This is a genomic window from Pseudomonas sp. Irchel 3H9, assembly GCF_900187495.1.
Taxonomy (GTDB): domain Bacteria; phylum Pseudomonadota; class Gammaproteobacteria; order Pseudomonadales; family Pseudomonadaceae; genus Aquipseudomonas; species Aquipseudomonas sivasensis.
Window position 1 is genome coordinate 255604 of sequence record NZ_FYDK01000007.1, and the last position, 23343, is coordinate 278946.

20 protein-coding genes and 1 pseudogene are annotated in these 23343 nt (G+C 59.5%); 11 read left to right on the forward strand and 10 right to left on the reverse strand.

What is annotated here, in order from left to right; genetic code table 11:
• Nucleotides 1-51 precede the first annotated feature (51 nt).
• From CKW32_RS23345 to pilM, 3 genes are read right to left on the reverse strand one after another with little or no spacing between them, the layout of a single operon-like run.
• Nucleotides 52-1023 (reverse strand): pilus assembly protein PilP, encoded by a 972-nt coding sequence (locus tag CKW32_RS23345; protein WP_095186125.1) that lies wholly within the window; start codon nt 1021-1023, stop codon nt 52-54.
• Complete coding sequence (locus tag CKW32_RS23350; RefSeq protein WP_095186126.1) at nt 1020-1571, reverse strand: PilN domain-containing protein; 552 nt, start codon at nt 1569-1571, stop codon at nt 1020-1022. Before CKW32_RS23350 ends, CKW32_RS23345 begins: the two co-directional genes overlap by 4 nt.
• Nucleotides 1568-2224 carry a type IV pilus biogenesis protein PilM gene (gene pilM / locus CKW32_RS23355; protein ID WP_095186170.1) on the reverse strand — a complete coding sequence of 219 codons (657 nt, stop codon included), beginning with the start codon at nt 2222-2224 and terminating at the stop codon, nt 1568-1570. The genes CKW32_RS23350 and pilM overlap by 4 nt, the downstream gene beginning before the upstream one ends.
• 221 nt (nt 2225-2445) lie before the next feature.
• On the opposite strand from pilM, the gene CKW32_RS23360 reads away from it, so the two are divergent.
• Nucleotides 2446-4905 (forward strand): penicillin-binding protein 1A, encoded by a 2460-nt coding sequence (locus CKW32_RS23360; RefSeq protein WP_371854028.1) that lies wholly within the window; start codon nt 2446-2448, stop codon nt 4903-4905.
• A 211-nt stretch (nt 4906-5116) separates the two neighbouring features.
• Here the strand turns inward: CKW32_RS23360 and CKW32_RS23365 are convergent, their stop codons facing one another.
• From CKW32_RS23365 to rpmE, 3 genes are all read right to left on the reverse strand, one after another.
• Entirely contained in the window at nt 5117-6385 is a 1269-nt protein-coding gene (locus CKW32_RS23365; RefSeq protein ID WP_032890259.1) for a malic enzyme-like NAD(P)-binding protein, read from the reverse strand.
• Between the two features lie 181 nt (nt 6386-6566).
• Nucleotides 6567-7373 carry a thermonuclease family protein gene (locus CKW32_RS23370; RefSeq protein ID WP_095186128.1) on the reverse strand — a complete coding sequence of 269 codons (807 nt, stop codon included), beginning with the start codon at nt 7371-7373 and terminating at the stop codon, nt 6567-6569.
• A 14-nt stretch (nt 7374-7387) separates the two neighbouring features.
• Nucleotides 7388-7618, reverse strand: coding sequence for a 50S ribosomal protein L31 (rpmE, locus tag CKW32_RS23375; RefSeq protein WP_049710411.1), 231 nt, complete (start codon nt 7616-7618; stop codon nt 7388-7390).
• Between the two features lie 222 nt (nt 7619-7840).
• Between rpmE and CKW32_RS23380 the strand changes: the two genes are divergently transcribed.
• The 10 genes from CKW32_RS23380 to CKW32_RS23425 all read left to right on the forward strand — a co-directional run bounded on the left by CKW32_RS23380 (nt 7841) and on the right by CKW32_RS23425 (nt 20639).
• Complete coding sequence (locus CKW32_RS23380) at nt 7841-10060, forward strand: primosomal protein N' (RefSeq protein ID WP_095186129.1); 2220 nt, start codon at nt 7841-7843, stop codon at nt 10058-10060.
• Between the two features lie 110 nt (nt 10061-10170).
• On the forward strand, nt 10171-11907 hold the full coding sequence (gene argS / locus CKW32_RS23385; protein ID WP_095186130.1) for an arginine--tRNA ligase: 1737 nt from the start codon (nt 10171-10173) through the stop codon (nt 11905-11907).
• A gap of 1 nt (nt 11908) precedes the next feature.
• Nucleotides 11909-12610 (forward strand): SPOR domain-containing protein, encoded by a 702-nt coding sequence (locus CKW32_RS23390; RefSeq protein ID WP_027605014.1) that lies wholly within the window; start codon nt 11909-11911, stop codon nt 12608-12610.
• 258 nt (nt 12611-12868) lie between these two features.
• On the forward strand, nt 12869-13399 hold the full coding sequence (gene hslV / locus CKW32_RS23395) for an ATP-dependent protease subunit HslV (protein ID WP_010563201.1): 531 nt from the start codon (nt 12869-12871) through the stop codon (nt 13397-13399).
• A gap of 37 nt (nt 13400-13436) precedes the next feature.
• Nucleotides 13437-14774 carry an ATP-dependent protease ATPase subunit HslU gene (gene hslU, locus CKW32_RS23400; protein ID WP_032890250.1) on the forward strand — a complete coding sequence of 446 codons (1338 nt, stop codon included), beginning with the start codon at nt 13437-13439 and terminating at the stop codon, nt 14772-14774.
• 149 nt (nt 14775-14923) lie between these two features.
• Entirely contained in the window at nt 14924-15301 is a 378-nt protein-coding gene (locus CKW32_RS23405) for a gamma-butyrobetaine hydroxylase-like domain-containing protein (RefSeq protein WP_095186131.1), read from the forward strand.
• 249 nt (nt 15302-15550) lie between these two features.
• On the forward strand, nt 15551-17230 hold the full coding sequence (gene phaC, locus CKW32_RS23410; RefSeq protein WP_095186132.1) for a class II poly(R)-hydroxyalkanoic acid synthase: 1680 nt from the start codon (nt 15551-15553) through the stop codon (nt 17228-17230).
• 144 nt (nt 17231-17374) lie between these two features.
• Complete coding sequence (gene phaZ, locus CKW32_RS23415; RefSeq protein ID WP_032890243.1) at nt 17375-18220, forward strand: poly(3-hydroxyalkanoate) depolymerase; 846 nt, start codon at nt 17375-17377, stop codon at nt 18218-18220.
• A gap of 88 nt (nt 18221-18308) precedes the next feature.
• Nucleotides 18309-19991 carry a class II poly(R)-hydroxyalkanoic acid synthase gene (gene phaC / locus CKW32_RS23420; RefSeq protein WP_032890241.1) on the forward strand — a complete coding sequence of 561 codons (1683 nt, stop codon included), beginning with the start codon at nt 18309-18311 and terminating at the stop codon, nt 19989-19991.
• Between the two features lie 27 nt (nt 19992-20018).
• Nucleotides 20019-20639, forward strand: coding sequence for a TetR/AcrR family transcriptional regulator (locus tag CKW32_RS23425; RefSeq protein ID WP_032890239.1), 621 nt, complete (start codon nt 20019-20021; stop codon nt 20637-20639).
• Between the two features lie 7 nt (nt 20640-20646).
• Here the strand turns inward: CKW32_RS23425 and CKW32_RS28740 are convergent.
• The 4 genes and pseudogenes from CKW32_RS28740 to CKW32_RS23445 all read right to left on the reverse strand — a co-directional run.
• Nucleotides 20647-20977, reverse strand: a pseudogene (locus CKW32_RS28740) (LuxR C-terminal-related transcriptional regulator); the annotation flags it as partial.
• Between the two features lie 477 nt (nt 20978-21454).
• On the reverse strand, nt 21455-22402 hold the full coding sequence (locus CKW32_RS23435; protein ID WP_095186133.1) for a phasin family protein: 948 nt from the start codon (nt 22400-22402) through the stop codon (nt 21455-21457).
• A gap of 12 nt (nt 22403-22414) precedes the next feature.
• Nucleotides 22415-22837, reverse strand: a complete 423-nt coding sequence (locus CKW32_RS23440; protein WP_032890224.1) for a phasin family protein — start codon at nt 22835-22837, stop codon at nt 22415-22417.
• 104 nt (nt 22838-22941) lie between these two features.
• Complete coding sequence (locus CKW32_RS23445; protein ID WP_053140503.1) at nt 22942-23217, reverse strand: polyhydroxyalkanoic acid system family protein; 276 nt, start codon at nt 23215-23217, stop codon at nt 22942-22944.
• Between the last annotated feature and the right edge of the window lie 126 nt (nt 23218-23343).

Sequence of the window (23343 nt, forward strand, 5' to 3'; positions counted from 1 at the left end):
CCATAGCGCCACACCGAAGGACGAGAAAGTCCTTTTCATTGTTTGATTCCGTTATGAGTGGAGGTTTAATACGAGGGTTCGCGGGCGCTCCAGCCATGCGCCCTGTTCATCGGGAAACAACTCGACCAGCTCGATATGGCCGTCATGAATCGCTGTGATTCGACCATGATCCGGCCCGAGGTAATCGCCGACCGCCAGGCGATGCAACGTAGAGGCCTGGCGCAGCAGGACGAAAGTCTGCGCCCCGCGGGACAACGTGCCGACCATGTCGAACTGATCCACAGAGAGACCTTCCAAGGCTCCACGCGAACGAGCCAGGTCTGGGGCAACAGCCGCCCGTCCACGCGAGTGATCGACGTGCAAGGCAAGGAGCTGGAACGGATCACGTAGACCGGAGGCGTCGTAGACAAAGGGTTGTTCTTGCAGGGCTGGCGCGCCCCGTTTAACGCCTTTCTGGCTACGCCAATAGCTCTTGGCCAGCAGATCAAGCCGCAGTAGCTTGCCATCACTTCGGAGAGCAACGTCATGCACCGTAGCGATGCGCGAGAGGCCACCCAGGGCACTCACAAACGTCGCCAGGTCGTGATAGGCGCCGGTGACGCCGACCTGGACAGGCTGTTCGTTATAGAGTGGCCGAGACAGCTCATCCAACGGCGTGACGCTCTCTATCACCAACCTATTAGCCAGTGCTAACCGAGCGATGTCCTCCAGCAAGCCGGGCATCTCGGACTCACCAGGCAATTGCTGAAGAAGGCCGCTGACCTTTTCCTGCATCAGTTGTAACTGGCGAGCCTGGTCTTCAAGATCCGCGGCCACGTCAGTTTTTTCCGCGCGTTGCTGCTGCAGGGCAACACCTTGAACCTCGACCTGTCGCAATCGCTCCCGTGATGAGCTCAGGTATAGAAGGTCACCCACCACCAGCACTATGCCGGCCAGCGCACAGCCCAGCAGGACTTTGCCAGGTAAGGGCCATTTTGCAGCGTTGTGAGTCAGCGCGGAAAATTCGAGCCTGGGCAGGCTCATGGCTGGGCCTCGGAGGATTCTCCCTGGCGTACCATCAACTGGAATTCGTTGGTGCCGCGAGCGCCGTCGGCTCGCACATGTTGCAGGCGCGTAGAGTGTGCACCTTCGGAGGCTTCCAGGCGGCGCATCAACTGGGCAATGTCCTGGCTGGATTCAGCGCTGCCACTGATACTCACCGTATCGCCTTTGGCGACGACCTCATGCAAATGCACGCCATCAGGGACCGCACGGGCCAACTGATCGAGCAGTTGTGCGCCGGCGGAGCGATTATCGTGCAAGTCTTGTACGACCTTCATGCGTTCCGCCAGTTGCTGGCTTTGCACCTGAAGGTCATCAATGGTCTTGATACGCGAGTCCAGCACGGCGACGTCCTTGCTCGCATGATTATTGCGCGTCACCTGCCGGTCGATCGCCTGGTCGATCACCTGATCCGCCAGCCACACCGCCGCAAGCGCCACGCAGGCAAACGCCGCCAGCAGCATCAGGAAATATTTACGCCGCCGCTCCGCCAGCGCCTGGCGCCAAGGCAAAAAATTGATTCGTGTCATCCAGCGAAACTCCTCAGGGCCAACCCGCAAGCGACTCCCATCCCAGGGGCATCGACGACCCACTGTGTACCATCAACTCGATGGCCAAGTGTGAAGCTGGCGAAATCCTGACTGCAAGCGTGCGCCAATGCAAACTCTTCGATGTCCACGACACTGGTCGCCAACCCAGCCAGCGCCAAAACGGCTTCACGGGCCTCGACGTGCTCCTTGAGACAGGCTGCCAGCAATACCTCGACCCGCGCTGCCCCCTGCGCCGAAATGCCCTGAACCTGAAAATCCAGTGCCACTTCATCCAGCGGATAAGGAATGTATTGATCTGCTTCCATCTGAATCCTCCAGGCCATTTCGTCATCACTCAGCCCTGCAGGCATTTCAATTACCCGAGTAATCACCGAAGGCCCCGCCACGGCAACAGCCGCCCGCTTGGCCGACGCGCCAAGCCGAGACAGCGCGATGTAAAGCGCCTGCCCAATACCTTCCAGGTCCAGCAGGGTGCCATCGACTACCGAATGGGCAGACAGCGCCTGTGTGGCGTAGCTTTGCACGGTGTAACCGCTGGCTGAACGACTGATTTCAACCAGCTTGATCCCCGCTTCATTGATGTCGACGCCCAGGACGGTGTCGTCTTTTCGCCTGAAAAATCCCTTTTCCATAAAACTCCCCAAAACTTTCCCTGTCATAACGCCTGATTGCGGCTGGGCGCCGCGCATTCGGTCGGCATGTTGAAGTGGCGCGAATGACGCCCCAACCCGAAAAATGCTTTAATGCCCAGCGTTTTTTCCCGCTTTTTCTCTGCTGCCCGGGTCGATCCATCGTTTGCCATGCATGCCCCGACGCCTAACTCATTCTTTTCTCTGGAAATCCAAAAGCCTTGATTCGTCTGCTGAAGTTTTTCGGGTACTCCATTGTCGCGATCGTCTGCGGGCTACTGCTCGTACTCAGCGGGGCCTACCTCTACCTTAGTCCGGGTTTACCCTCCGTAGAGGCACTCAGAAGTATCCAGTTGCAGATTCCTTTGCGGGTCTACAGCAGCGATGAAAAACTGATCGCGGAGTTCGGCGAAATGCGCCGCACACCGATCCGTTTTGCCGACATTCCGCCCAATTTCATCAGCGCCCTGCTGTCAGCCGAAGATGATAATTTTGCCAACCACTATGGCGTCGACCCCAGCAGCCTGGTTCGCGCCGCCACACAATTGGTAAAAAGCGGACACATTCAATCCGGCGGCAGCACCATCACCATGCAGGTGGCGAAGAACTTCTTCCTCACAAGCGAACGCAGCTTTTCGCGTAAAGCCACCGAGATCCTGCTGGCATTGCAGATCGAGCGTCAGCTGACCAAGGACGAGATCCTTGAGCTTTACGTTAACAAGATCTACTTGGGCAACCGCGCCTACGGCATCGAAGCCGCGTCCCAGGTGTACTACGGCAAGTCCATTCGCGACGCCAGCCTGGCGCAGATGGCGATGATTGCCGGCCTTCCAAAGGCGCCTTCGCGCTTCAACCCACTGGCCAACCCGGCGCGCAGTAAAGAGCGCCGTGACTGGATCCTTGGGCGCATGTACAAACTGGGCAAGATCGACCAAGCCGCTTATGAAAGCGCGATAGCCGAACCACTGAACGCCAGCTATCACGTACCGACGCCGGAAGTGAACGCACCTTATATCGCTGAAATGGCACGTGCGGAGATGGTCGGCCGTTATGGCAGCGAGGCCTACACGGAAGGCTTCCGCGTGACGACGACGGTTCCGAGCAACTTGCAGGACATCGCCAATGATGCAGTGCATTCCGGCCTGATCACTTACGACCAGCGCCACGGCTACCGAGGCCCTGAATCGCGCTTGCCGGGCAAAACCCTGAGCGCCTGGACGACCGAACTGGGTAAACAGCGCGCGATCAGCGGGCTGGAGCCGGCCATCGTCACCCAGGTGAAGAAAGATGGCCTGCAGGTACTGACACGCACCGGCGAAGCCCACGTAGCCTGGGACAGCATGAAGTGGGCACGCCCGTTCCTGAACACCAACAGCATGGGCCCGATGCCCAAGCAGCCGTCAGACGTCGCGCAAGTGGGCGACCTGATCCGCGTGCTACGTCAGAAAGACGACAGTCTTAAATTCAGCCAAGTACCGCTGGCCCAAGGTGCGCTGGTCTCGTTGGACCCGCAGAACGGTGCAATCCGCGCCCTGGTGGGTGGCTTCGCCTTTGAGCAGAGCAACTACAACCGTGCCACCCAGGCCAAGCGCCAGCCGGGCTCAAGCTTCAAGCCGTTTATCTATAGTGCCGCACTGGATAACGGCTACACCGCCGCCAGTCTGGTCAACGATGCACCGATCGTGTTTGTCGACGAGTACCTGGACAAGGTATGGCGCCCGAAAAACGACACCAACACGTTCCTTGGCCCTATCCGTATCCGCGAGGCGTTGTACAAGTCGCGCAACCTGGTGTCGATCCGCTTGCTGCAGGCGATGGGCGTCGGCAAGACCATCGATTACATGACGCGTTTTGGCTTCAGCAAGTCAGACCTGCCTCCTAACCTGTCCCTGGCGCTCGGCACGGCAACCCTCACGCCGATGGAAATTGCCACCGGCTGGAGCACGTTTGCCAACGGCGGCTACAAAATCGCGCCGTACCTGATCGACAAGATCGAAAGCCGCAATGGCGACACCCTGTTCACCGCCAACCCACCGCGCGTGCCGGGTGATGTGGTCAACGGCGTGGCGGCCACTGACGGGTTGGCAGCGCCGAGCAACGGCGGTATTACCATCGAGCCGACACCAGGCGCCTCGCCAGCCGTAAACACCGCTGCAACCGAACCACAGGCACCTGCTGTGGCCGAGCGCATCGTGGACGGCCGCACGACGTATATCCTCAACAGCATCCTCGAAGACGTGATCAAGAAAGGCACCGGACGCCGCGCACTGGCCTTGGGCCGTGCGGACATCGCGGGCAAGACCGGTACCACCAACGAATCCAAGGACGCCTGGTTCTCCGGCTATAACGCCGACTACGTGACTACCGTGTGGACCGGCTATGACCAGCCCGAAAGCCTCGGTCGTCGAGAGTTCGGTGGCACCGTCGCACTGCCGATCTGGATGAGCTACATGGGCGCAGCCTTGAAAGACAAACCGCTGCATACACAGCCGGAGCCGGAAGGCATCCTTAGCCTGCGGATCGACCCGGTGAGTGGCCGTGCGGCATCGCCAAGCACGCCGAATGCGTACTTCGAACTGTTCAAGAGCGAAGACACGCCGCCGTCGGTCAATGAACTGGGTAACGGCGTTGCACCGGGCAGCCCGCTGCCGGCAGATGAGGCGGCGCCGATCGACCTGTTCTAACGGAGTCTGTGTTTGAACACAGATTCAATGTGGGAGGGCGCTTGCCCCCGATACCAGTGGAGCAGCCAACTCATCAAGTGACTGACACACCGCCATCGGGAGCAAGCCCCCTCCCACCTTTGGTTCTGCGCAGGCCGTGGTTTTTATAGCCACACAGCAAAAAGCCCCGACTCGCGAGAGCCGGGGCTTTTTGTTGGTGCGCTACAACGGCTTAGCCGTTGAACACATCATCCACGCTTTGCAGCGGGTAGTTCTTCGGATACGGCAGGGTGGCCACACCGGTCTCGATGGCGGCTTTGGCCACGGCATCGGAGATCAGGGTGATCAGGCGCTTATCCATTGGTTTCGGAATGATGTACTCACGACCGAATTCCAGCTTGGCACCACCGTAGGCATCGCACACGTCCTGAGGCACCGGCAGCTTGGCCAGTTCACGCAGGGCATTGGCGGCAGCTACTTTCATCTCTTCGTTAATGCGCTTGGCGCGAACGTCCAGGGCACCACGGAAGATGAACGGGAAACCCAGAACGTTGTTGACCTGGTTCGGGTAGTCCGAACGACCGGTGGCCATGATCACGTCGTTACGAGTGGCGTGAGCCAGTTCCGGCGAGATCTCTGGGTCCGGGTTGGAGCAGGCGAATACGATCGGGTTGGCCGCCATGGACTTCAGACCTTCGGCGCTCAGCAGGTTCGGGCCGGACAGGCCGACGAACACGTCTGCACCGTCAAGGGCGTCAGCCAGGGTGCGCTTGGAGGACGGGTGGGCAAACATCGCCTTGTACTGGTTCAGATCGGTACGCTCGGACTGGATCACGCCTTTGCTGTCGACCATGTAAATGTTTTCCAGCTTGGCGCCCATGCTCACGATCAGCTTCATGCAGGAGATAGCCGCAGCACCGGCGCCCAGGCAGACGATTTTGGCGTCGGACAGGGTTTTACCAGCGATTTCCAGGGCGTTGATCATGCCGGCCGCGGTAACGATCGCGGTACCGTGCTGGTCATCGTGGAATACCGGAATGTCGCACTGTTCGATCAGGGCCTTTTCGATCTCGAAGCACTCAGGTGCCTTGATGTCTTCCAGGTTGATGCCACCGAAGGTGATGGAGATACGCTTGACGGTGTCGATGAAGGCCTGCGGGCTCTCGGAATCGACTTCGATGTCGAAAACGTCGATGCCGGCGAAGCGCTTGAACAGCACGCCTTTACCTTCCATGACTGGCTTGGAAGCCAATGGGCCAAGGTTGCCCAGGCCAAGAATCGCGGTGCCATCGGAAATCACTGCAACCAGGTTGCCCTTGCCTGTGTACTTGTACGCCAGCTCGGGATCACGAGCGATTTCACGTACGGGCTCAGCCACGCCGGGGCTGTAGGCCAACGACAGATCGCGGGCAGTGGCAGTGGCTTTGGTGAGCTCTACACTCAGCTTTCCTGGACGAGGATGGGCATGATATTCGAGAGCGGCAGTTTTCAAATCAGACATATCGGCATTCCGCTTTTACTGTTGGTCGACGGACCGCCGAGGATACTCGTGTCGTAAAGCCCCTACAAGACTGGGCAGTCACAGGTGTCAAGGCCCCGAAACGACGTACTTTAGTCTAAAGCCACGGTATACAAGGGCTAGACTGTTCACAATCGACATAAAAAATGTCTACAATTTTTTATTAAAACGTCAATTTGATCATGCTGGAGTCGGTCAGCGGCAACAGCCAACGCGCATGATCGTGTTTCAGGCCGCCGCGCTTGGAGCGATCCTGCACCCAACCCCGAGCCTCGACTACCTTACCTTGCAGACCATTAAGCAGACCGACATCGAATGTGTGGGCCAGATCGGGTGCAATGCGTAATACCAGTGAACGCTCCAATTCTATCCAGATGCCACCTCGATTGCGTTCGATCTTGCTTACGCGGCCGCTGACCAAGGCAAAGCCGGATTGCTTGAGCTGCGCCACGGGCTGTATTGGTGATTGCCGCCAGAGGCCCAGACTTGCCTGACGGGCGCGGTTTTCAGCAGCTTGCTGGCAGGCGACGAGATCCACATTGGGCGCGACGCCCACCTGGAATCCAAGGCCCTCAGCCAGCAATTGCGCCTCCAGGTTCTCGCCATTGCCACCGTAAAGGTGGGCCAGGGTACGACCGTAATGATCTTTAGGCTCGCGCCCCGGCACCAGGCCGACGCGACCGCCGCTGGCCGCCACCAACGCCTGCAAACGCTGGCGAGCGGCGACAGAATAGGGCTCATCGGTTCGGCCCTTTTTGCCGGTCTCCGGCGCATTGAGGCCGATCATCCGCACGCTGCGGCCATCCTTGAGACGTACGGTATCGCCATCAACCACACGCTGCACCTCGACCTGGGACACGGACGTCGGTGCAGGGCAAAACACCTCGGCCTGAACAGCCGACAGCCAAATCCCAGGCACAAAAAAGGCGCCCGCAAGGGACGCCTTTTTCAACAGCTGGCAAAAGCCCATAAGGCCTTTGAGCCTTACTCTGCTGGAGTAGCAGGCTTCTTGCCGAAAGCACCAAAGCGATCTGCGAAGCGCTGTACGCGGCCGCCGGTGTCCAGAGTCTTCTGCTTACCGGTGTAGAACGGGTGGCACTCGTTGCATACGTCAGTACCCAGTGGCTTGCACAGGTTCGAGCGAGTTTCGAACTTGTTGCCGCAGCTGCAGGTTACTTCGATGGTTTCGTACGCTGGATGGATATCGGCTTTCATGGCACTTCCTCGGGCTAGCGTGCCGCCACTCGACACTATTGTCGAATACCGCACGTAATTAGGCCGCGGATTCTACCAGACCTTTTTAAACGCGCAAGCGGCCCTTGCGGCCGATTCCCAACATAAAAGCTCCTTTCATCAGAAAACCATGGCATACCCAAGCCTTGCCCTGTCTGCTAGGCTCCCGCCCTTCCTCATCACCCTCCTTATATGGAACCCCGCGTGCCCGACGCCATTTTGCGCCTAGCCCTGCCCTCGCCCCTGCGCCGCCTGTTCGACTACCGGGCCCCGGCCGGCGTGCTGCGAGCGCAATTGCAGCCAGGCATGCGCGTGCGCGTACCCTTTGGCCGACGGGAAATGATCGGCGTTCTGATAGAAGTCGCCGATCACAGCGAAGTCCCGGCCGAAAAGCTCAAACCGGCCCTGGCCATCCTGGACGCCACCGCACCATTGCCGCCAGCACTGTTCAAGCTGTGCCTATGGACCGCCCAGTATTACCAGCACAGCCTGGGCGACACCTTGAGCTGGGCACTGCCGGTGCTGTTGCGTCAGGGCGAGTTGGCCGAAGCACGCCAGGAACGTTTCTGGTCGACGGTGCCCGGTGCCCGTCTCGATGACCCGCGCATCGCCCGTGCCCCGCGCCAGCGTGAAGCCCTGGCAACCCTGGCCCAACATCCACACGGCGTAGCGCATCAGCTATTGAGCAAGCTGATGCTGAGCAAGGACAGCCTCGACCTGCTGCTAGCCAAAGGCCTGGTGCAGGTGGAAATCCGCAAGCACGCCCCCGACCCGCGCCACGAACATTGGCTGGCCCAGCCGGAATTACCGCTGAACCCCGAGCAACGCGCGGCGTATGAAGCGATTCGCGCAGGTTTCGACAGTTTCCATGCGTTCCTGCTGGCCGGCGTCACCGGCAGCGGCAAGACCGAAGTCTATTTGCAGTTGATCCGCGAAACCCTGCAGGCCGGCAGGCAGGCACTGGTGTTGATCCCTGAGATCAACCTCGGCCCGCAAACCCTGGCGCGTTTCGAACAGCGCTTCAACGCTCGCATCGCACTGGTGCACTCGGCGGTCAACGACCGTGAACGTCTCGAGTCGTGGCTGGCCGCGCGAGATGGCGAAGCTGACATTATTATCGGCACCCGTTCGGCGCTGTTTACGCCGATGAAAAACCCCGGCCTGATCATCATCGACGAGGAGCACGACGGCTCCTATAAACAGCAGGAAGGCCTGCGTTACCACGCCCGCGACCTCGCACTGGTGCGCGCGCGCCAGGAAGACATTCCGATTGTGCTCGGTTCGGCCACCCCATCCCTGGAAAGCCTGCACAACGCCTACACCGGCCGTTATGGGCTCCTACGCTTGAATGAGCGCGCCGGCGGCGCCAAGCAGCCTCGCTTCATGCGCCTGGACGTCAAAAGCCGTCCGTTGGACAGCGGCATTTCCGGGCCGATGCAGCAAGCCATCGGCCAGACCCTTGCCGCTGGTCAGCAAGTATTGGTGTTTCTCAACCGCCGCGGCTTTGCGCCGACACTGCTGTGCCATGACTGCGGCTGGATGTCTGAGTGCGAGCGCTGCGATGCGCGCATGACCGTGCACCAACGCCACGGCGAGCTGCGCTGCCACCACTGCGGCCATGTGGAACGTGTGCCTCGGCATTGCCCACAGTGCGGCAAGGTGGACCTGCGTCCGGTGGGCGCGGGCACCGAACGTGCCGAAGAGCGCTTGGGCATTCTGTTTCCGGATTACCCGGTACTGCGAGTCGACCGCGATAGCACGTCGCGCAAAGACGCGATGAATCAGCTGTTCGCCACTATTCAGAAAGGCCAGCCGTGCATCCTGGTGGGCACGCAGATGCTCGCCAAAGGGCACCACTTTCCACGGGTGACACTGGTGTCGATCCTGGATGCCGACGGTGGTTTGTTCTCCGGGGACTTCCGCGCCAGCGAGCGCATGGCGCAGTTGATCGTGCAGGTCGCGGGTCGTGCCGGGCGCGCGGAGGAACCGGGCAAGGTGATTATTCAGACGCACCTCGCTGACCATCCTTTGCTGATCCAACTGACCGAACAAGGCTATTTTGCCTTCGCCGAACAAGCACTGAGCGAACGCCGTTCCGCCGGCCTGCCGCCGTTTGCGCACCTGGCATTGCTGCGAGCAGAAGCGCACAAGCCCGGCCAGGCCGAAGGTTTTCTTGATGAAGCATGCAGCGTCGCCGAAAGTTTACTGGGCGAACTGAGCCTGACCGGCATCGAACTGCTCGGCCCGGTGCCCGCGCCCATGGAGCGCCGCGCCGGACGCTATCGCGCTCAGCTACTCTTGCAGGCAACCTCACGCGCACCGCTGCATCGACTTTTAAGTAGCTGGCTGCTTGCCCTGGAGCAAATGCCCAGCGGCCGACAAGTGCGATGGTCGTTGGATGTAGACCCGGTAGATTTGTATTAACCCAGGCCACAGGTCCCACGAAGGTTGGCAAGCCCGCCCTCGCCACGGATAATGCCCAGTTTTTCCACCTGCGCATCGCGCGCCGCCGCTTGCGGTCGAAAGAGAACACCATGAAAGACACCATTCGCCAGCTGATCCAACAAGCCCTCACCCAACTCGTCAACGAAGGTGTGTTGCCTGAAGGCCTGACGCCGGCGATCCAGGTGGAAAACACCCGAGACAAGACCCACGGCGACTTCGCCAGCAACATCGCGATGATGCTGTCCAAACCGGCTGGCATGAAGCCGCGCGACCTGGCGGAAAAAATTATCGCCGCGCTGCCGGCTGATGAGAGTGTGACCAAGGCCGAAATCGCCGGCCCTGGCTTTATCAACTTCTTCCAAAACACCCAGGCCCTGGCTTCGCGCCTGGATGCAGCCCTCGCCGATGCCAAGATCGGCGTACGTAAGGCCGGCCCGGCTCAGCGCGTGGCCATTGACCTGTCGGCACCTAACCTCGCCAAAGAGATGCACGTCGGCCACCTGCGCTCGACCATCATTGGCGATGGCGTGGCGCGGGTGCTGGAGTTCCTGGGCGACACCGTGATCCGCCAGAACCACGTGGGCGACTGGGGCACCCAGTTCGGCATGCTGATGGCCTATCTGCAGGAAAACCCGATCACCAGCAACGAGCTGTCGGACCTGGAGAACTTCTACCGCGCCGCCAAAAAGCGTTTCGATGAATCCGAAGAGTTCGCCGACCGGGCCCGTGGCCTGGTGGTGAAACTGCAGGCCGGCGACAAGGAATGCCTGGAGCTGTGGGGCCGCTTCCGTGATATCTCGCTGTCCCACTGCCAGGAAATCTACGAGCTGCTCAACGTCAAGTTGACTATGGCCGACGTGATGGGTGAAAGCGCCTACAACGACGACCTGATCAATGTGGTCAACGACCTCAAGGCCAAGGGCCTGCTGGTCGAGAGCAACGGCGCGCAGTGCGTGTTCCTCGAAGAATTCAAGACCGCCGACGGCGAGCCGCTGCCGGTGATCATCGTCAAGGCCGATGGTGGCTACCTCTACGCCACCACCGACTTGGCCGCCGTGCGCTACCGCAGCGGCGTGCTCAAGGCGGATCGCGCGCTGTATTTCGTCGACCAGCGCCAAGCCCTGCACTTCCAGCAGGTGTTCGAAGTGGCGCGCCGTGCGGGCTTCATCACCCACCCGATGCACATGGAACACATGGGCTTCGGCACCATGAACGGCGCCGATGGCCGTCCGTTCAAGACCCGCGACGGCGGCACCGTGAAGCTGATCGACCTGCTGAACGAAGCCCAAGAGCGTGCCTACAACCTGGTGAAGGAAAAGAACCCGGAACTGGCCGAAGCCGACCTGCGCAACATCGCCCGCGTAGTGGGGATTGGCGCGGTGAAATACGCCGACCTGTCCAAGCACCGCACCAGCGACTACAGCTTCAACTTCGAACTGATGCTCAACTTCGAAGGCAACACTGCGCCGTACCTGCTGTACGCCTACACCCGCGTGGCCGGTGTGTTCCGCAAGCTGGGCAAGGACTTCAGCGAAGTCGAAGGCCAGATCGTGCTGGACGCGCCTCATGAGCAGGAACTGGCCGCCAAACTGGCGCAATTCGGCGAAGTGCTGAACAGTGTCGGCGAGAAAGGCACGCCGCATATCCTCTGCACCTACCTGTATGAAGTCGCCGGATTGTTCTCCAGCTTCTACGAGAACTGCCCGATCCTCACCGCCGACGACGAAGCCCAGAAGCAAAGCCGCCTGCGCCTCGCCGCACTGGCTGGACGGACCCTCAAGCAAGGCCTGGAACTGTTGGGCCTGGAAACTCTGGAGCGTATGTAAGTTGGCTGCCAAGAAAAAACCTGCACCCAAGCGCGGCGCCAGCCGCTACCAGGCCCCGGCGAAGAAGCCGATTCCGGGCTGGTTGTGGATGGCCATCGGCCTCACGGTTGGCGCGTTTATCGTGTTCCTGATGAAGCTGGACCCAGGCCAGGGCGATGACGTCAAACGCGTCAAGCAGGAACAGCAAAAGGCCACGAAAATGGCTGAAGCTAACAAGACTGCACCGAGCCCAACGGCACCGGTAAAGCCGAAATACGACTTCTACACGTTGCTGCCGGAATCGGAAGTGATCGTGCCGCCTGACGCCGTGCCGGAGAAAACCCTGCCGACGCCACAAGTGCCGACCACCCCGGTGACCCCAGCGGAAGCCGCGAAAATCGACACTGCGCGGGCCCAGGCAGCGCTGGCCGGGATTACTCCGCCGCCCGCACCACCGGTTGCGGAGACCAAAGCGGCGCCGGTGACCAAGTTCTTCCTGCAAGCGGGCTCGTTCCCGAAACAGGCGGATGCGGATCGTGTGCGTGCGCAGATTATTCTGCTGGGCCAGACGGTGACGGTGGAGTCGGGCACTGTAAAGGACGCGACCTGGTATCGCGTCCTGGTGGGGCCGTTCAGCAACCGCGAACAGCTGACCGTGGCACAGAAACAATTGGCCGGCGCAGGGTTTAGCAACCTGTTGTTACAACAACGCCAGAGCCGCTGATTTCGAAGACACAACAGCATTAATGTGGGAGGGGGCTTGCCCCCGATGGCGGTGTATCAGTCACCAGATTCATTGACTGACACTCCGCCATCGGGGGCAAGCTCCCTCCCACATTTGGTTTTGCAGCGCTCTGAAATGTGTGTCAGACCGATAAACACCACTCGTCCGCCATAACCCCCTACGGTTGAAATCCCCCCCGCCACCCCCATATGAGTTTCCATCAGGGCATTTTCGCCCCGCTGCGTGGAGACTCTCCCCTTGACCACCATCGTTTCAGTACGTCGCCACGGCAAAGTCGTCATGGGCGGCGACGGCCAGGTTTCCCTGGGTAATACCGTGATGAAAGGCAACGCGAAGAAAGTCCGTCGCCTGTACCACGGCCAGGTGCTCGCCGGCTTTGCTGGCGCTACCGCCGACGCTTTTACCCTCTTCGAGCGTTTCGAAGGCCAGCTTGAGAAACATCAGGGCCACCTTGTGCGCGCCGCTGTGGAGCTCGCTAAAGAATGGCGCACCGACCGCTCCCTCAGCCGCCTGGAAGCCATGCTGGCTGTAGCAAACAAAGACGCTTCGCTGATCATCACCGGCAACGGCGATGTGGTTGAACCCGAGCACGGCTTGATCGCCATGGGCTCCGGTGGCGGTTACGCCCAGGCCGCGGCGAGCGCACTGTTGAAGAAAACCGACCTGTCGGCCCGCGAAATCGTCGAAACCGCCCTGGGTATCGCCGGCGACATTTGCGTGTTCACCAACCACAACTTCACCATTGAGGAGCAGGACCTCGCCGAGTAAGCCGTAGGCTTATTCCCGCTTGAGGCCGCCAAAAACTATGTCCATGACTCCCCGCGAAATCGTCCATGAACTCAACCGTCATATCATCGGCCAGGACGATGCCAAGCGCGCCGTTGCCATCGCGCTGCGTAACCGCTGGCGCCGGATGCAACTGCCCGAAGAATTACGCGTTGAAGTAACACCGAAGAACATCCTGATGATCGGCCCGACCGGTGTCGGTAAAACCGAAATCGCCCGGCGCCTGGCCAAGTTGGCCAATGCTCCGTTCATCAAGGTCGAAGCGACCAAGTTCACCGAAGTCGGCTATGTGGGCCGTGACGTCGAGTCGATCATCCGTGATCTGGCCGACGCCGCCCTGAAGATGCTGCGCGAACAGGAAGTGACCAAGGTCAGCCACCGCGCCGAAGACGCCGCCGAAGAACGCATCCTCGATGCCCTGTTGCCACCGGCACGCATGGGTTTCAACGAAGACGCAGCGCCGTCGTCCGATTCCAACACCCGCCAACTGTTCCGCAAACGCCTGCGCGAAGGCCAGTTGGATGACAAGGAAATCGAGATTGAAGTCGCCGAGGTCTCCGGCGTCGATATTTCCGCACCGCCTGGCATGGAAGAAATGACCAGCCAGTTGCAGAACCTGTTCGCCAACATGGGCAAGGGCAAGAAGAAAAGCCGCAAGCTCAAGGTGAAAGAGGCGCTCAAGCTGGTACGCGACGAAGAAGCCGGGCGCCTGGTGAATGAGGAAGAGCTCAAGGCCAAAGCCCTGGAAGCTGTCGAGCAGCATGGCATCGTGTTTATCGACGAGATCGACAAGGTGGCCAAGCGCGGCAATTCCGGCGGCGTCGATGTGTCCCGCGAAGGCGTACAGCGCGACCTGCTGCCGCTGATAGAAGGCTGCACCGTGAACACCAAGCTGGGCATGGTCAAGACCGACCACATCCTGTTTATCGCTTCCGGTGCGTTCCACCTGAGCAAGCCAAGCGACCTGGTGCCGGAGTTGCAAGGTCGTCTGCCGATTCGCGTAGAGCTGAAGGCACTGACCCCTGGCGACTTCGAACGCATCCTCAGCGAACCGCATGCGTCGCTCACTGAGCAGTATCGCGAGCTGTTGAAAACCGAAGGCCTGGGCATTGAGTTCCTGCCGGACGGTATCAAGCGCTTGGCTGAGATCGCGTGGCAGGTCAACGAGAAGACCGAAAACATCGGCGCACGTCGCCTGCACACGTTGCTTGAGCGCTTGCTTGAGGAAGTGTCTTTCAGCGCCGGCGACATGGCCGGTGCGCAGAATGGCGAGGCGATCAAGATCGACGCCGAATACGTCAACAGCCACTTGGGCGAATTGGCACAGAACGAAGACTTGTCGCGGTATATTCTGTAAGCCTCACACAGAACTGCTTTGCTTCAAATGTGGGAGGGGGCTTGCCCCCGATTGCAGTGGGTCAGCTATAGATAAGCTGACTGATCCACCGCTATCGGGGGCAAGCCCCCTCCCACATTTTTAAGCCGGTTTATTCAAGAGCACCTCATATGGCCAAGTTTCCTACTGCTGTAAACCTGCACAAAACCTCAAACACCCTCGGCCTCACCTACGGGCCCGACGAGGCATACCAACTTCCCGCCGAACTGCTGCGCACCCACTCGCCTTCCGCCGAGGTCCAGGGCCACGGCAAACCCATCCTGCAATTCGGCAAGCTCAACGTTAAGTTGATCAAAGTAGAACCGGCCGGTCAGTACGCACTGAAATTGACCTTCGACGATGGGCATGACAGCGGACTGTTCACTTGGGACTACCTCTATCAATTGGCCGTGCGTCAGGACGCGTTGTGGACCGATTATCTCGCCGAGCTCAAAGCCGCCGGCAAAACCCGCGACCCGAGTCAGTCGGTCGTGCGGCTGATGCTCTAGTCCAGGCTTCTCGCTCATTAGAGGGCATTTTCTAATTTCATCTGTTTGAATGCCCTGTCGCGTGGTCAACGATTGGCCCGCTTGCGAAAAAAATTAAACTCGGGTAACCAATGGAACTGGCAAGTTCCCTGCATTTGACGATGCGGTATCAACGGTCACCCGAGTCGCAGTACCAGGCTTGTGTTGTGTATCGAAACTTGGTGCACGGCGGTACCCGGTACTCGTCTTTCGGACAATGGAGCGTCGTAGATGAGTAACAAGAACAACGATGACTTGAAACGCCAGGCCTCGGAAAACACCCTGGGGCTCAACCCGATCATCGCGTTACGCAAAAAGGATTTACTGGCCTCGGCCAAGATGGTGCTGACTCAAGCCATCAAGCAACCGTTGCACAGCGTCAAGCACGTCGCCCACTTTGGCGTTGAATTGAAGAATGTGATGTTCGGCAAATCGGAGCTGGTGCCAGAGAGCGACGACCGTCGCTTCCACGACCCGGCCTGGAGCCAGAACCCGCTCTACAAGCGCTACCTGCAAACCTACCTGGCGTGGCGCAAGGAACTGCATGACTGGATTGGCGACAGCAACCTGTCGGACCAGGACATCAGCCGCGGCCACTTCGTAATCAACCTGATGACCGAAGCCATGGCCCCCACCAACAGCGCAGCCAACCCGGCGGCAGTCAAACGCTTCTTTGAAACCGGCGGTAAAAGCCTGCTCGACGGCCTGTCACATTTGGCCAAGGACATGGTGCACAACGGCGGCATGCCGAGCCAGGTCAACATGGGCGCCTTTGAAGTGGGCAAGTCCCTTGGCACCACTGAAGGCGCGGTGGTGTTTCGCAACGACGTGCTGGAGCTGATCCAGTACAAGCCAATCACCGAGCAGGTGCATGAGCGCCCGCTGCTGGTCGTACCGCCGCAGATCAACAAATTCTACGTATTCGACCTGAGCCCGGAAAAGAGCCTGGCGCGCTTCTGCCTGCGCAACGGCCAGCAAACCTTTATCGTCAGTTGGCGAAACCCGACCAAGGCCCAGCGTGAATGGGGCCTGTCGACCTATATCGAGGCGCTCAAGGAAGCGGTCGATGTGGTCACGGCGATCACCGGCAGCAAAGACATCAACATGCTCGGCGCCTGCTCCGGAGGCATTACCTGCACCGCTCTGCTCGGCCACTACGCGGCGCTGGGTGAGAAGAAGGTCAACGCCCTGACCTTGCTGGTGAGTGTGCTGGACACCACCCTGGACACCCAGGTGGCGCTGTTTGTGGATGAGCAGACCCTGGAAGCGGCCAAGCGCCATTCCTACCAGGCCGGCGTGCTGGAAGGCCGCGACATGGCCAAGGTATTCGCCTGGATGCGCCCCAACGACCTGATCTGGAACTACTGGGTCAATAACTACCTGCTGGGCAACGAGCCGCCGGTGTTCGACATCCTGTTCTGGAACAACGACACCACACGTTTGCCGGCCGCCTTCCATGGCGACCTGATCGAACTGTTCAAAAACAACCCGCTGGTACGCGCCAACGCACTGGAAGTGTGCGGCACGCCCATCGACCTCAAGCAGGTCACGGCGGATATTTATTCACTGGCCGGTACCAACGATCACATCACACCCTGGCAGTCTTGCTACAAGTCGGCGCAGTTGTTTGGCGGCAAAGTGGAATTTGTGCTGTCCAGCAGCGGGCATATCCAGAGCATTCTCAACCCACCGGGCAACCCCAAGGCGCGCTACCAGACCAGCGACAGCCTCGCGGGCAAGCCTCTGGAATGGCAGGAGAACGCAACCAAGCACACCGATTCCTGGTGGCTGCACTGGCAGGTATGGCAGGCAGAGCGCGCCGGGAAGCTGAAGAAGGCGCCGACGACATTAGGCAACAAAACCTACGCCGCAGCCGAAGCGGCACCTGGAACCTACGTACATGAGCGTTAGATTGAAATGGGATCAAATGTGGGAGGGGGCTTGCTCCCGATGCAGGCGACACGGAGCGCCTGCTACACCGCGTTGATGCTATCGGGAGCAAGCCCCCTCCCACGTTGACCCAATACCTACCGGACTACCTCACAGGGCTTGAGCATGCCGCAACCGTTCATCTTCCGCACCATCGACCTGGATGGCCAGACCATCCGCACGGCGGTGCGCCCGGGCAAGCCTCACTTGACGCCGCTGCTGATCTTCAACGGCATCGGCGCCAACCTTGAGTTGGTGTTTCCGTTCGTCCAGGCCCTGGACCCGGACCTGGAGGTGATTGCATTCGATGTGCCAGGCGTCGGCGGCTCATCTACCCCCAAGCGGCCCTATCGTTTTCCCGGCCTGGCCAAGCTCACCGCGCGCATGCTCGACTATCTCGACTACGGCCAGGTCAACGCCGTAGGCGTGTCCTGGGGTGGTGCACTGGCGCAACAGTTTGCCTACGACTACCCGGAGCGCTGCAAGAAACTGATTCTGGCAGCTACGGCGGCTGGCGCAGTGATGGTGCCGGGCAAGCCCAAGGTTTTGTGGCTGATGGCAAGCCCACGCCGCTACATCCAACCGTCCCATGTGGTGCGTATCGCGCCGATGATTTATGGCGGTTCTTTCCGCCGCGACTCGAACCTCGCCGCCGAACATGCGAGCAAGGTGCGATCTGCCGGCAAACTCGGTTACTACTGGCAGCTGTTCGCCGGGCTGGGCTGGACCAGCATCCATTGGCTGCACAAGATCCGCCAGCCCACCCTGGTGCTGGCGGGGGACGACGACCCGCTGATCCCCTTGATCAATATGCGCATGCTGGCTTGGCGCATCCCCAATGCGCAATTGCACATCATCGATGACGGCCACCTGTTCTTGATCACCCGGGCCGAAGCCGTGGCGCCGATCATCATGAAGTTCTTGGAAGAGGAGCGAATGCGTGCAGTGATTCATCCACGCCCGGCGGTGTAAGGACGCAACGCCGCGCAACTTGCCAGGAACCGACTATGGTTCTGAATTGGCGTGCCTGTTTGATGGCTAGACGAAGGAGTGTTGGCTCATGCGAGAAAGACCCGTGACGAACCCGGCGCCTACCCCTGCTGCGTTCATCAATGCGCAAAATGCGATCACCGGCCTCAGGGGCAGGGACTTGCTCTCGACCTTGCGCAGCGTCGCCGCTCACAGCTTGCGCAACCCGGTGCACACCGCCCGGCATGCCTGGGCCTTGAGCGGCCAGTTGGGTCGGGTGCTGTTGGGCGAGACCGTGCACGAGCCCAACCCCCATGACAGCCGCTTCAGCGATCCCACCTGGAAGCTCAACCCGCTCTACCGTCGAAGTCTGCAAGCCTATTTGAGCTGGCAGAAGCAGACACGTCACTGGATCGACGACAGCGCCCTGAGCGCCGATGACCGGGCCCGCGCACACTTCGCCTTCTCCCTGCTCAACGATGCCGTCTCCCCCTCCAACACCCTGCTCAACCCGCTGGCCGTCAAAGAGTTGCTCAACTCCGGCGGCAACAGCGTGGTGCGCGGTGTGGCCAATTTGTTCGAAGACCTGCTGCACAACAACGGTTTGCCACGCCAAGTGAGCAAGCACGCGTTCGAAGTTGGCAAGACGGTTGCCACCACCCCTGGCTCGGTGGTGTTTCGCAATGAGCTGCTGGAGCTGATCCAGTACAAGCCCATGAGCGAAAAACAGTACGCCAAGCCACTGCTGATCGTGCCGCCGCAGATCAACAAGTACTACATTTTCGACTTGAGCCCGGCCAACAGCTTTGTGCAGTACGCGCTCAAAAACGGACTGCAGACCTTTATGGTCAGCTGGCGCAACCCGGATGTGCGCCACCGCGAGTGGGGCCTGTCCACCTACGTTGCGGCGCTGGAGGAAGCGCTTAACGTATGCCGGGCAATCACCGGCGCCCGAGAAGTCAACCTGATGGGTGCCTGCGCCGGCGGCCTGACCATCGCCGCCTTGCAAGGCCACTTGCAGGCCAAGCGTCAGCTACGCCGCATCTCCAGCGCCAGCTACCTGGTGAGCCTGCTGGACAGCCAGATCGACAGCCCCGCCACCCTGTTCGCCGACGAGCAAACCCTGGAAGCCGCCAAACGCCGCTCCTATCAAGAGGGAGTGCTGGATGGGCGCGACATGGCCAAGGTCTTCGCCTGGATGCGCCCCAATGACCTGATCTGGAATTACTGGATCAACAACTACCTGTTGGGCAAGGAACCGCCGGCCTTCGACATCCTGTACTGGAACAACGACAACACGCGCCTGCCCGCCGCGCTGCATGGCGACCTGCTGGACTTCTTCAAGCACAACCCACTGAGCCATCCCGGCGGCCTGGAGGTATGCGGCACGCCCATTGACTTGCAAAAGGTCACCGTGGACAGCTTCAGCGTGGCCGGCATCAACGACCACATTACGCCGTGGGACGCGGTGTATCGCTCCACACAATTGCTGGGCGGCGAGCGGCGCTTCGTGCTGTCCAACAGCGGGCATATCCAGAGCATCCTCAACCCTCCGGGCAACCCCAAGGCCAACTACGTCGAGAACCAGAAACTGAGCAGCGACCCACGCGCCTGGTACTACGACGCCAACCATGTCGAAGGCAGTTGGTGGCCGCAATGGCTGGAGTGGATCCAGCAGCGCTCGGGCGTGCAACGCGAAACCCTCACGGCTCTGGGCAACCAGAATTACCCACCGATGGAAGCGGCGCCGGGCACCTATGTGCGAGTGCGCTGAGCTCAACGATCACATTAAGAAGACTGGATGAAGACCCGCGACCGTATCCTTGAATGCGCCCTGCAGTTGTTCAACCAAAAGGGCGAGCCGAATGTATCAACCATGGAGGTGGCCAATGAAATGGGGATCAGTCCCGGCAACCTCTACTACCACTTCCATGGCAAGGAGCCGCTGATCATTGGGCTTTTTGAGCGTTTTCAAGGTGAGCTGGCGCCGTTGCTCGATCCGCCCGCAGACGCACAATTGAAGGCTGAGGATTACTGGCTGTTCCTGCACCTGATTGTCGAGCGAATGGCCCACTACCGGTTTCTGTTCCAGGACTTGTCCAACTTGGCCGGACGCCTACCGAAGCTTGCCAAAGGCATTCGCAACCTGCTTACAGCGCTCAAACGTACCCTGGCATCATTGCTGGCGCGATTGAAGGCAGCGGGGCAAGTGGTCAGTGACACGCAGGCACTGGGGCAATTGGTGGAACAGATCACCATGACCTTGCTGTTTTCCCTGGATTACCAGCGGATACTTGATCGCGAAGGCGAGATACGGGTCGTGGTGTACCAGATCATGATGCTGGTAGCGCCGCACCTGCTATTGCCGACACGGCTGACGACGGAGCGGTTGGCGCTGCGTTATTTGGATGAGCCCGTTTGACGGGCCGTCATCCCGGCTCGCCGAACTGGTAACTGAACTTGAAGAGTTCGCTGTCACTGCTAATGCCCAACTTGCGATACGCCGATTGCTTCTGCGTGCTGATGGTACTTGCACTACGCGAAAACTTCGCAGCAATTGAATTTACCGTCATACCATCGAGAAAACACCGCAACACTTCCTGCTCCTTGGGTGCTGGACAAGCGTTCATTTGCAACAGAGTTGAAAGCTCCACTCTCGATTTCATATTTAGGACACCTACAGGGTTTCAAGTAAATCCGGCCTTGAGCGACCGTTCGAATGGCCGTCACCAGCTCGGTCAGGTTTTGGGTTTTGCCCAGCTCAATTCCCTGCCGAACCTTTTTATGGTCATCTAAAAGCCTGACGGTGTACGTAGTGAGCATAGAAGCAGGCCTAGCAAAACCCGCGTAGGCTTCCTAGTCGTATACGTCGACTAAAGTCACCTGCACCAACGCATCCAATGTGACCTTTCGGTTTCCGGCACGCCAGCGCCCGGCAACGACTGCCTGCTCGCCAATACAGGCACTGCGCGCGATGTGACGGTGTCCAGAACATCATCCCCATTGTGGCCGATGATGCCCGCACAGTGACGGTTTACGGCAACCGAGCAGTCCTGCCGCTCGGCGCTGCGGACCACAAAACGGCGCAGCCGTTACCCAAAGCACTCTGGCCTCAGCCATTACCGCTTCGATCACTTACAACTGATCGGCGCAGGCCTAGCGTTGGTGTCGTAACGCCAAACACGCAAAAAAAACCCGACCTTCTCAGGCCGGGCATTTTTATGTGTCCCGGAAAAATCAGGACTGACTGGATGGCGTCGGGGTAACCGGCGTTGCAGTCGGGCTCACGGCAGCGGGCGTCGGTGCAGCAACCGAGTTGGCTGATGAAGCGGTAGGGGTCGTCGCGGTAGCAGGCTTGGCCGCAACGGCTGGCTTGGTCGCTGCTGGTTTTTTGGCAGCGGCGGGCTTCTTCGCCGCAGCAGGTTTGGCCGCTGTTTTTGCCGCAACAGGCTTGGCTGCGGGTTTGGCCGCAGCGGTTTTAGCCGCTGGCTTGGTCGCAGGTTTGGCAGCGGCCTTGGCGGCCGGTTTGGCGGCTGCTTTCGCTGCTGGCTTGGCAGCGGCTTTGGCGGCCACTGGTTTAGCGGCTGGTTTGGCGGCGGCGGTTTTGGCGGCAGGTTTGGCAGCCGTTTTTGCGGTAGCTTTTGCTGGCGCCTTGGCAGCAGGTTTGGCGGCGGCTTTAACCAGCGGCTTGGCAGCGCTTTTCGCGGCCGGTTTGGCAGCAGCGGTTTTAGCCGCTGGCTTGGCAGCCGGTTTCGCGGCTGCGGTTTTCACCGGAGCTACTTTGGCGCCGGTGAGTTTCTCGATCTGCCGGGTCAGGGTATCGACCTTGGTGTGCAGTGCCTTGACTTCAGTACGGCTCGGCACGCCCAGTCGCGAAATCGCCTTGTTAAGACGTGTATCCAGCGCCCCTTCAAGTTCACTCCAGGTGCCCAGCACCTGCTTCTTCGCATCACTGATGCGCGAACCGGCAGTCGCCTTAGCGGCATTAACTTGTTTGCCAACGGTGCTCTTGGTCAACTTCTCGGCCTTCTCGCCGTCTTTAACCAGGGTCTCGAAGAGTTTGCTGCCGTCACTGTCGATCTTCGAGTACACACCTAAACCAGCGAGCCAGATTTTGCGGGAATATTCTTCAACTTTCCCGACCCACGAGCTGCCTTCTTTCTGAGTAGTCTTTTTAACAGCCATCCCGATGTCTCCTTAGTGTTTACGCGCGACACGTTCGAGCAATGCCGTCAGCTCTTCGAGCTTAGCAGAGAGTGTCTCCACGTCATGTTTAGACGCAATGCCGATTCGATTCAAGGCACTTGCAACACGAGTGTCAAAAGCTTTTTCAACTTTATCCAGCTGAACTTCTACCAGACCTTTGACAGCGGAGACATTGCTCTTTACTTGGTCAATCTGACTGTTGGCGGCATCAAGTTGTTCAACTGCAACTTTTTTACCTTTACTTTCAACATGTTGACCGCTCTTTACGAGCTCTTTGAAGTACTCGCTGCCCTCGCTGCCGACCTTGGCATAAGCACCGAGTCCTGCAAGCCAGATCTTGCGGGCGTAGGTTTTAACGTCAGTCAGGGCGCCGGTCTGTACGTCGATTTTTTTCTTCAAGATAACTTTGGCCATGGTGCACCTCACGCAGAATAGGGTGGAGGAACGGCCCGCAGGAGTTGAGGGCTTGGGCACAAAGTAGGAGGAAAAATTAGAATCGGCACCCTAAGAACAATCGATCAGGCCAATGCTTTATCCAAGGCTTTCTCGATTTCAGACTTGATCGTGCCACTCATGGCCGACATCAACAGCCCCAACTCCACATCAATACGCAGCGAATCATCCGCCACTAATACTGTTCCTTTAACCCCGGAGCGCTTGAGGTTCAAGGTATCGCCGGACCACGACGGCTCAAGCCCATATTGCTCCTTGAGTTTGTGCGCCAACTTCTCGGCCTTTGCCCGTGCGCCTTCTTTACCCAGGGAATGTGCACGCTCAACGGTTATACGGGCCATTGCAATGACTCCTCTTTATAGGGATTTGAATACCTTCGCTGCGGCAAAAGGCCTCGGTGACCACCTATCTTACCTGCAGCCTTGCCAAGACAAAGCAAGCCTTGGGGATTATCATGTCCCGCATTC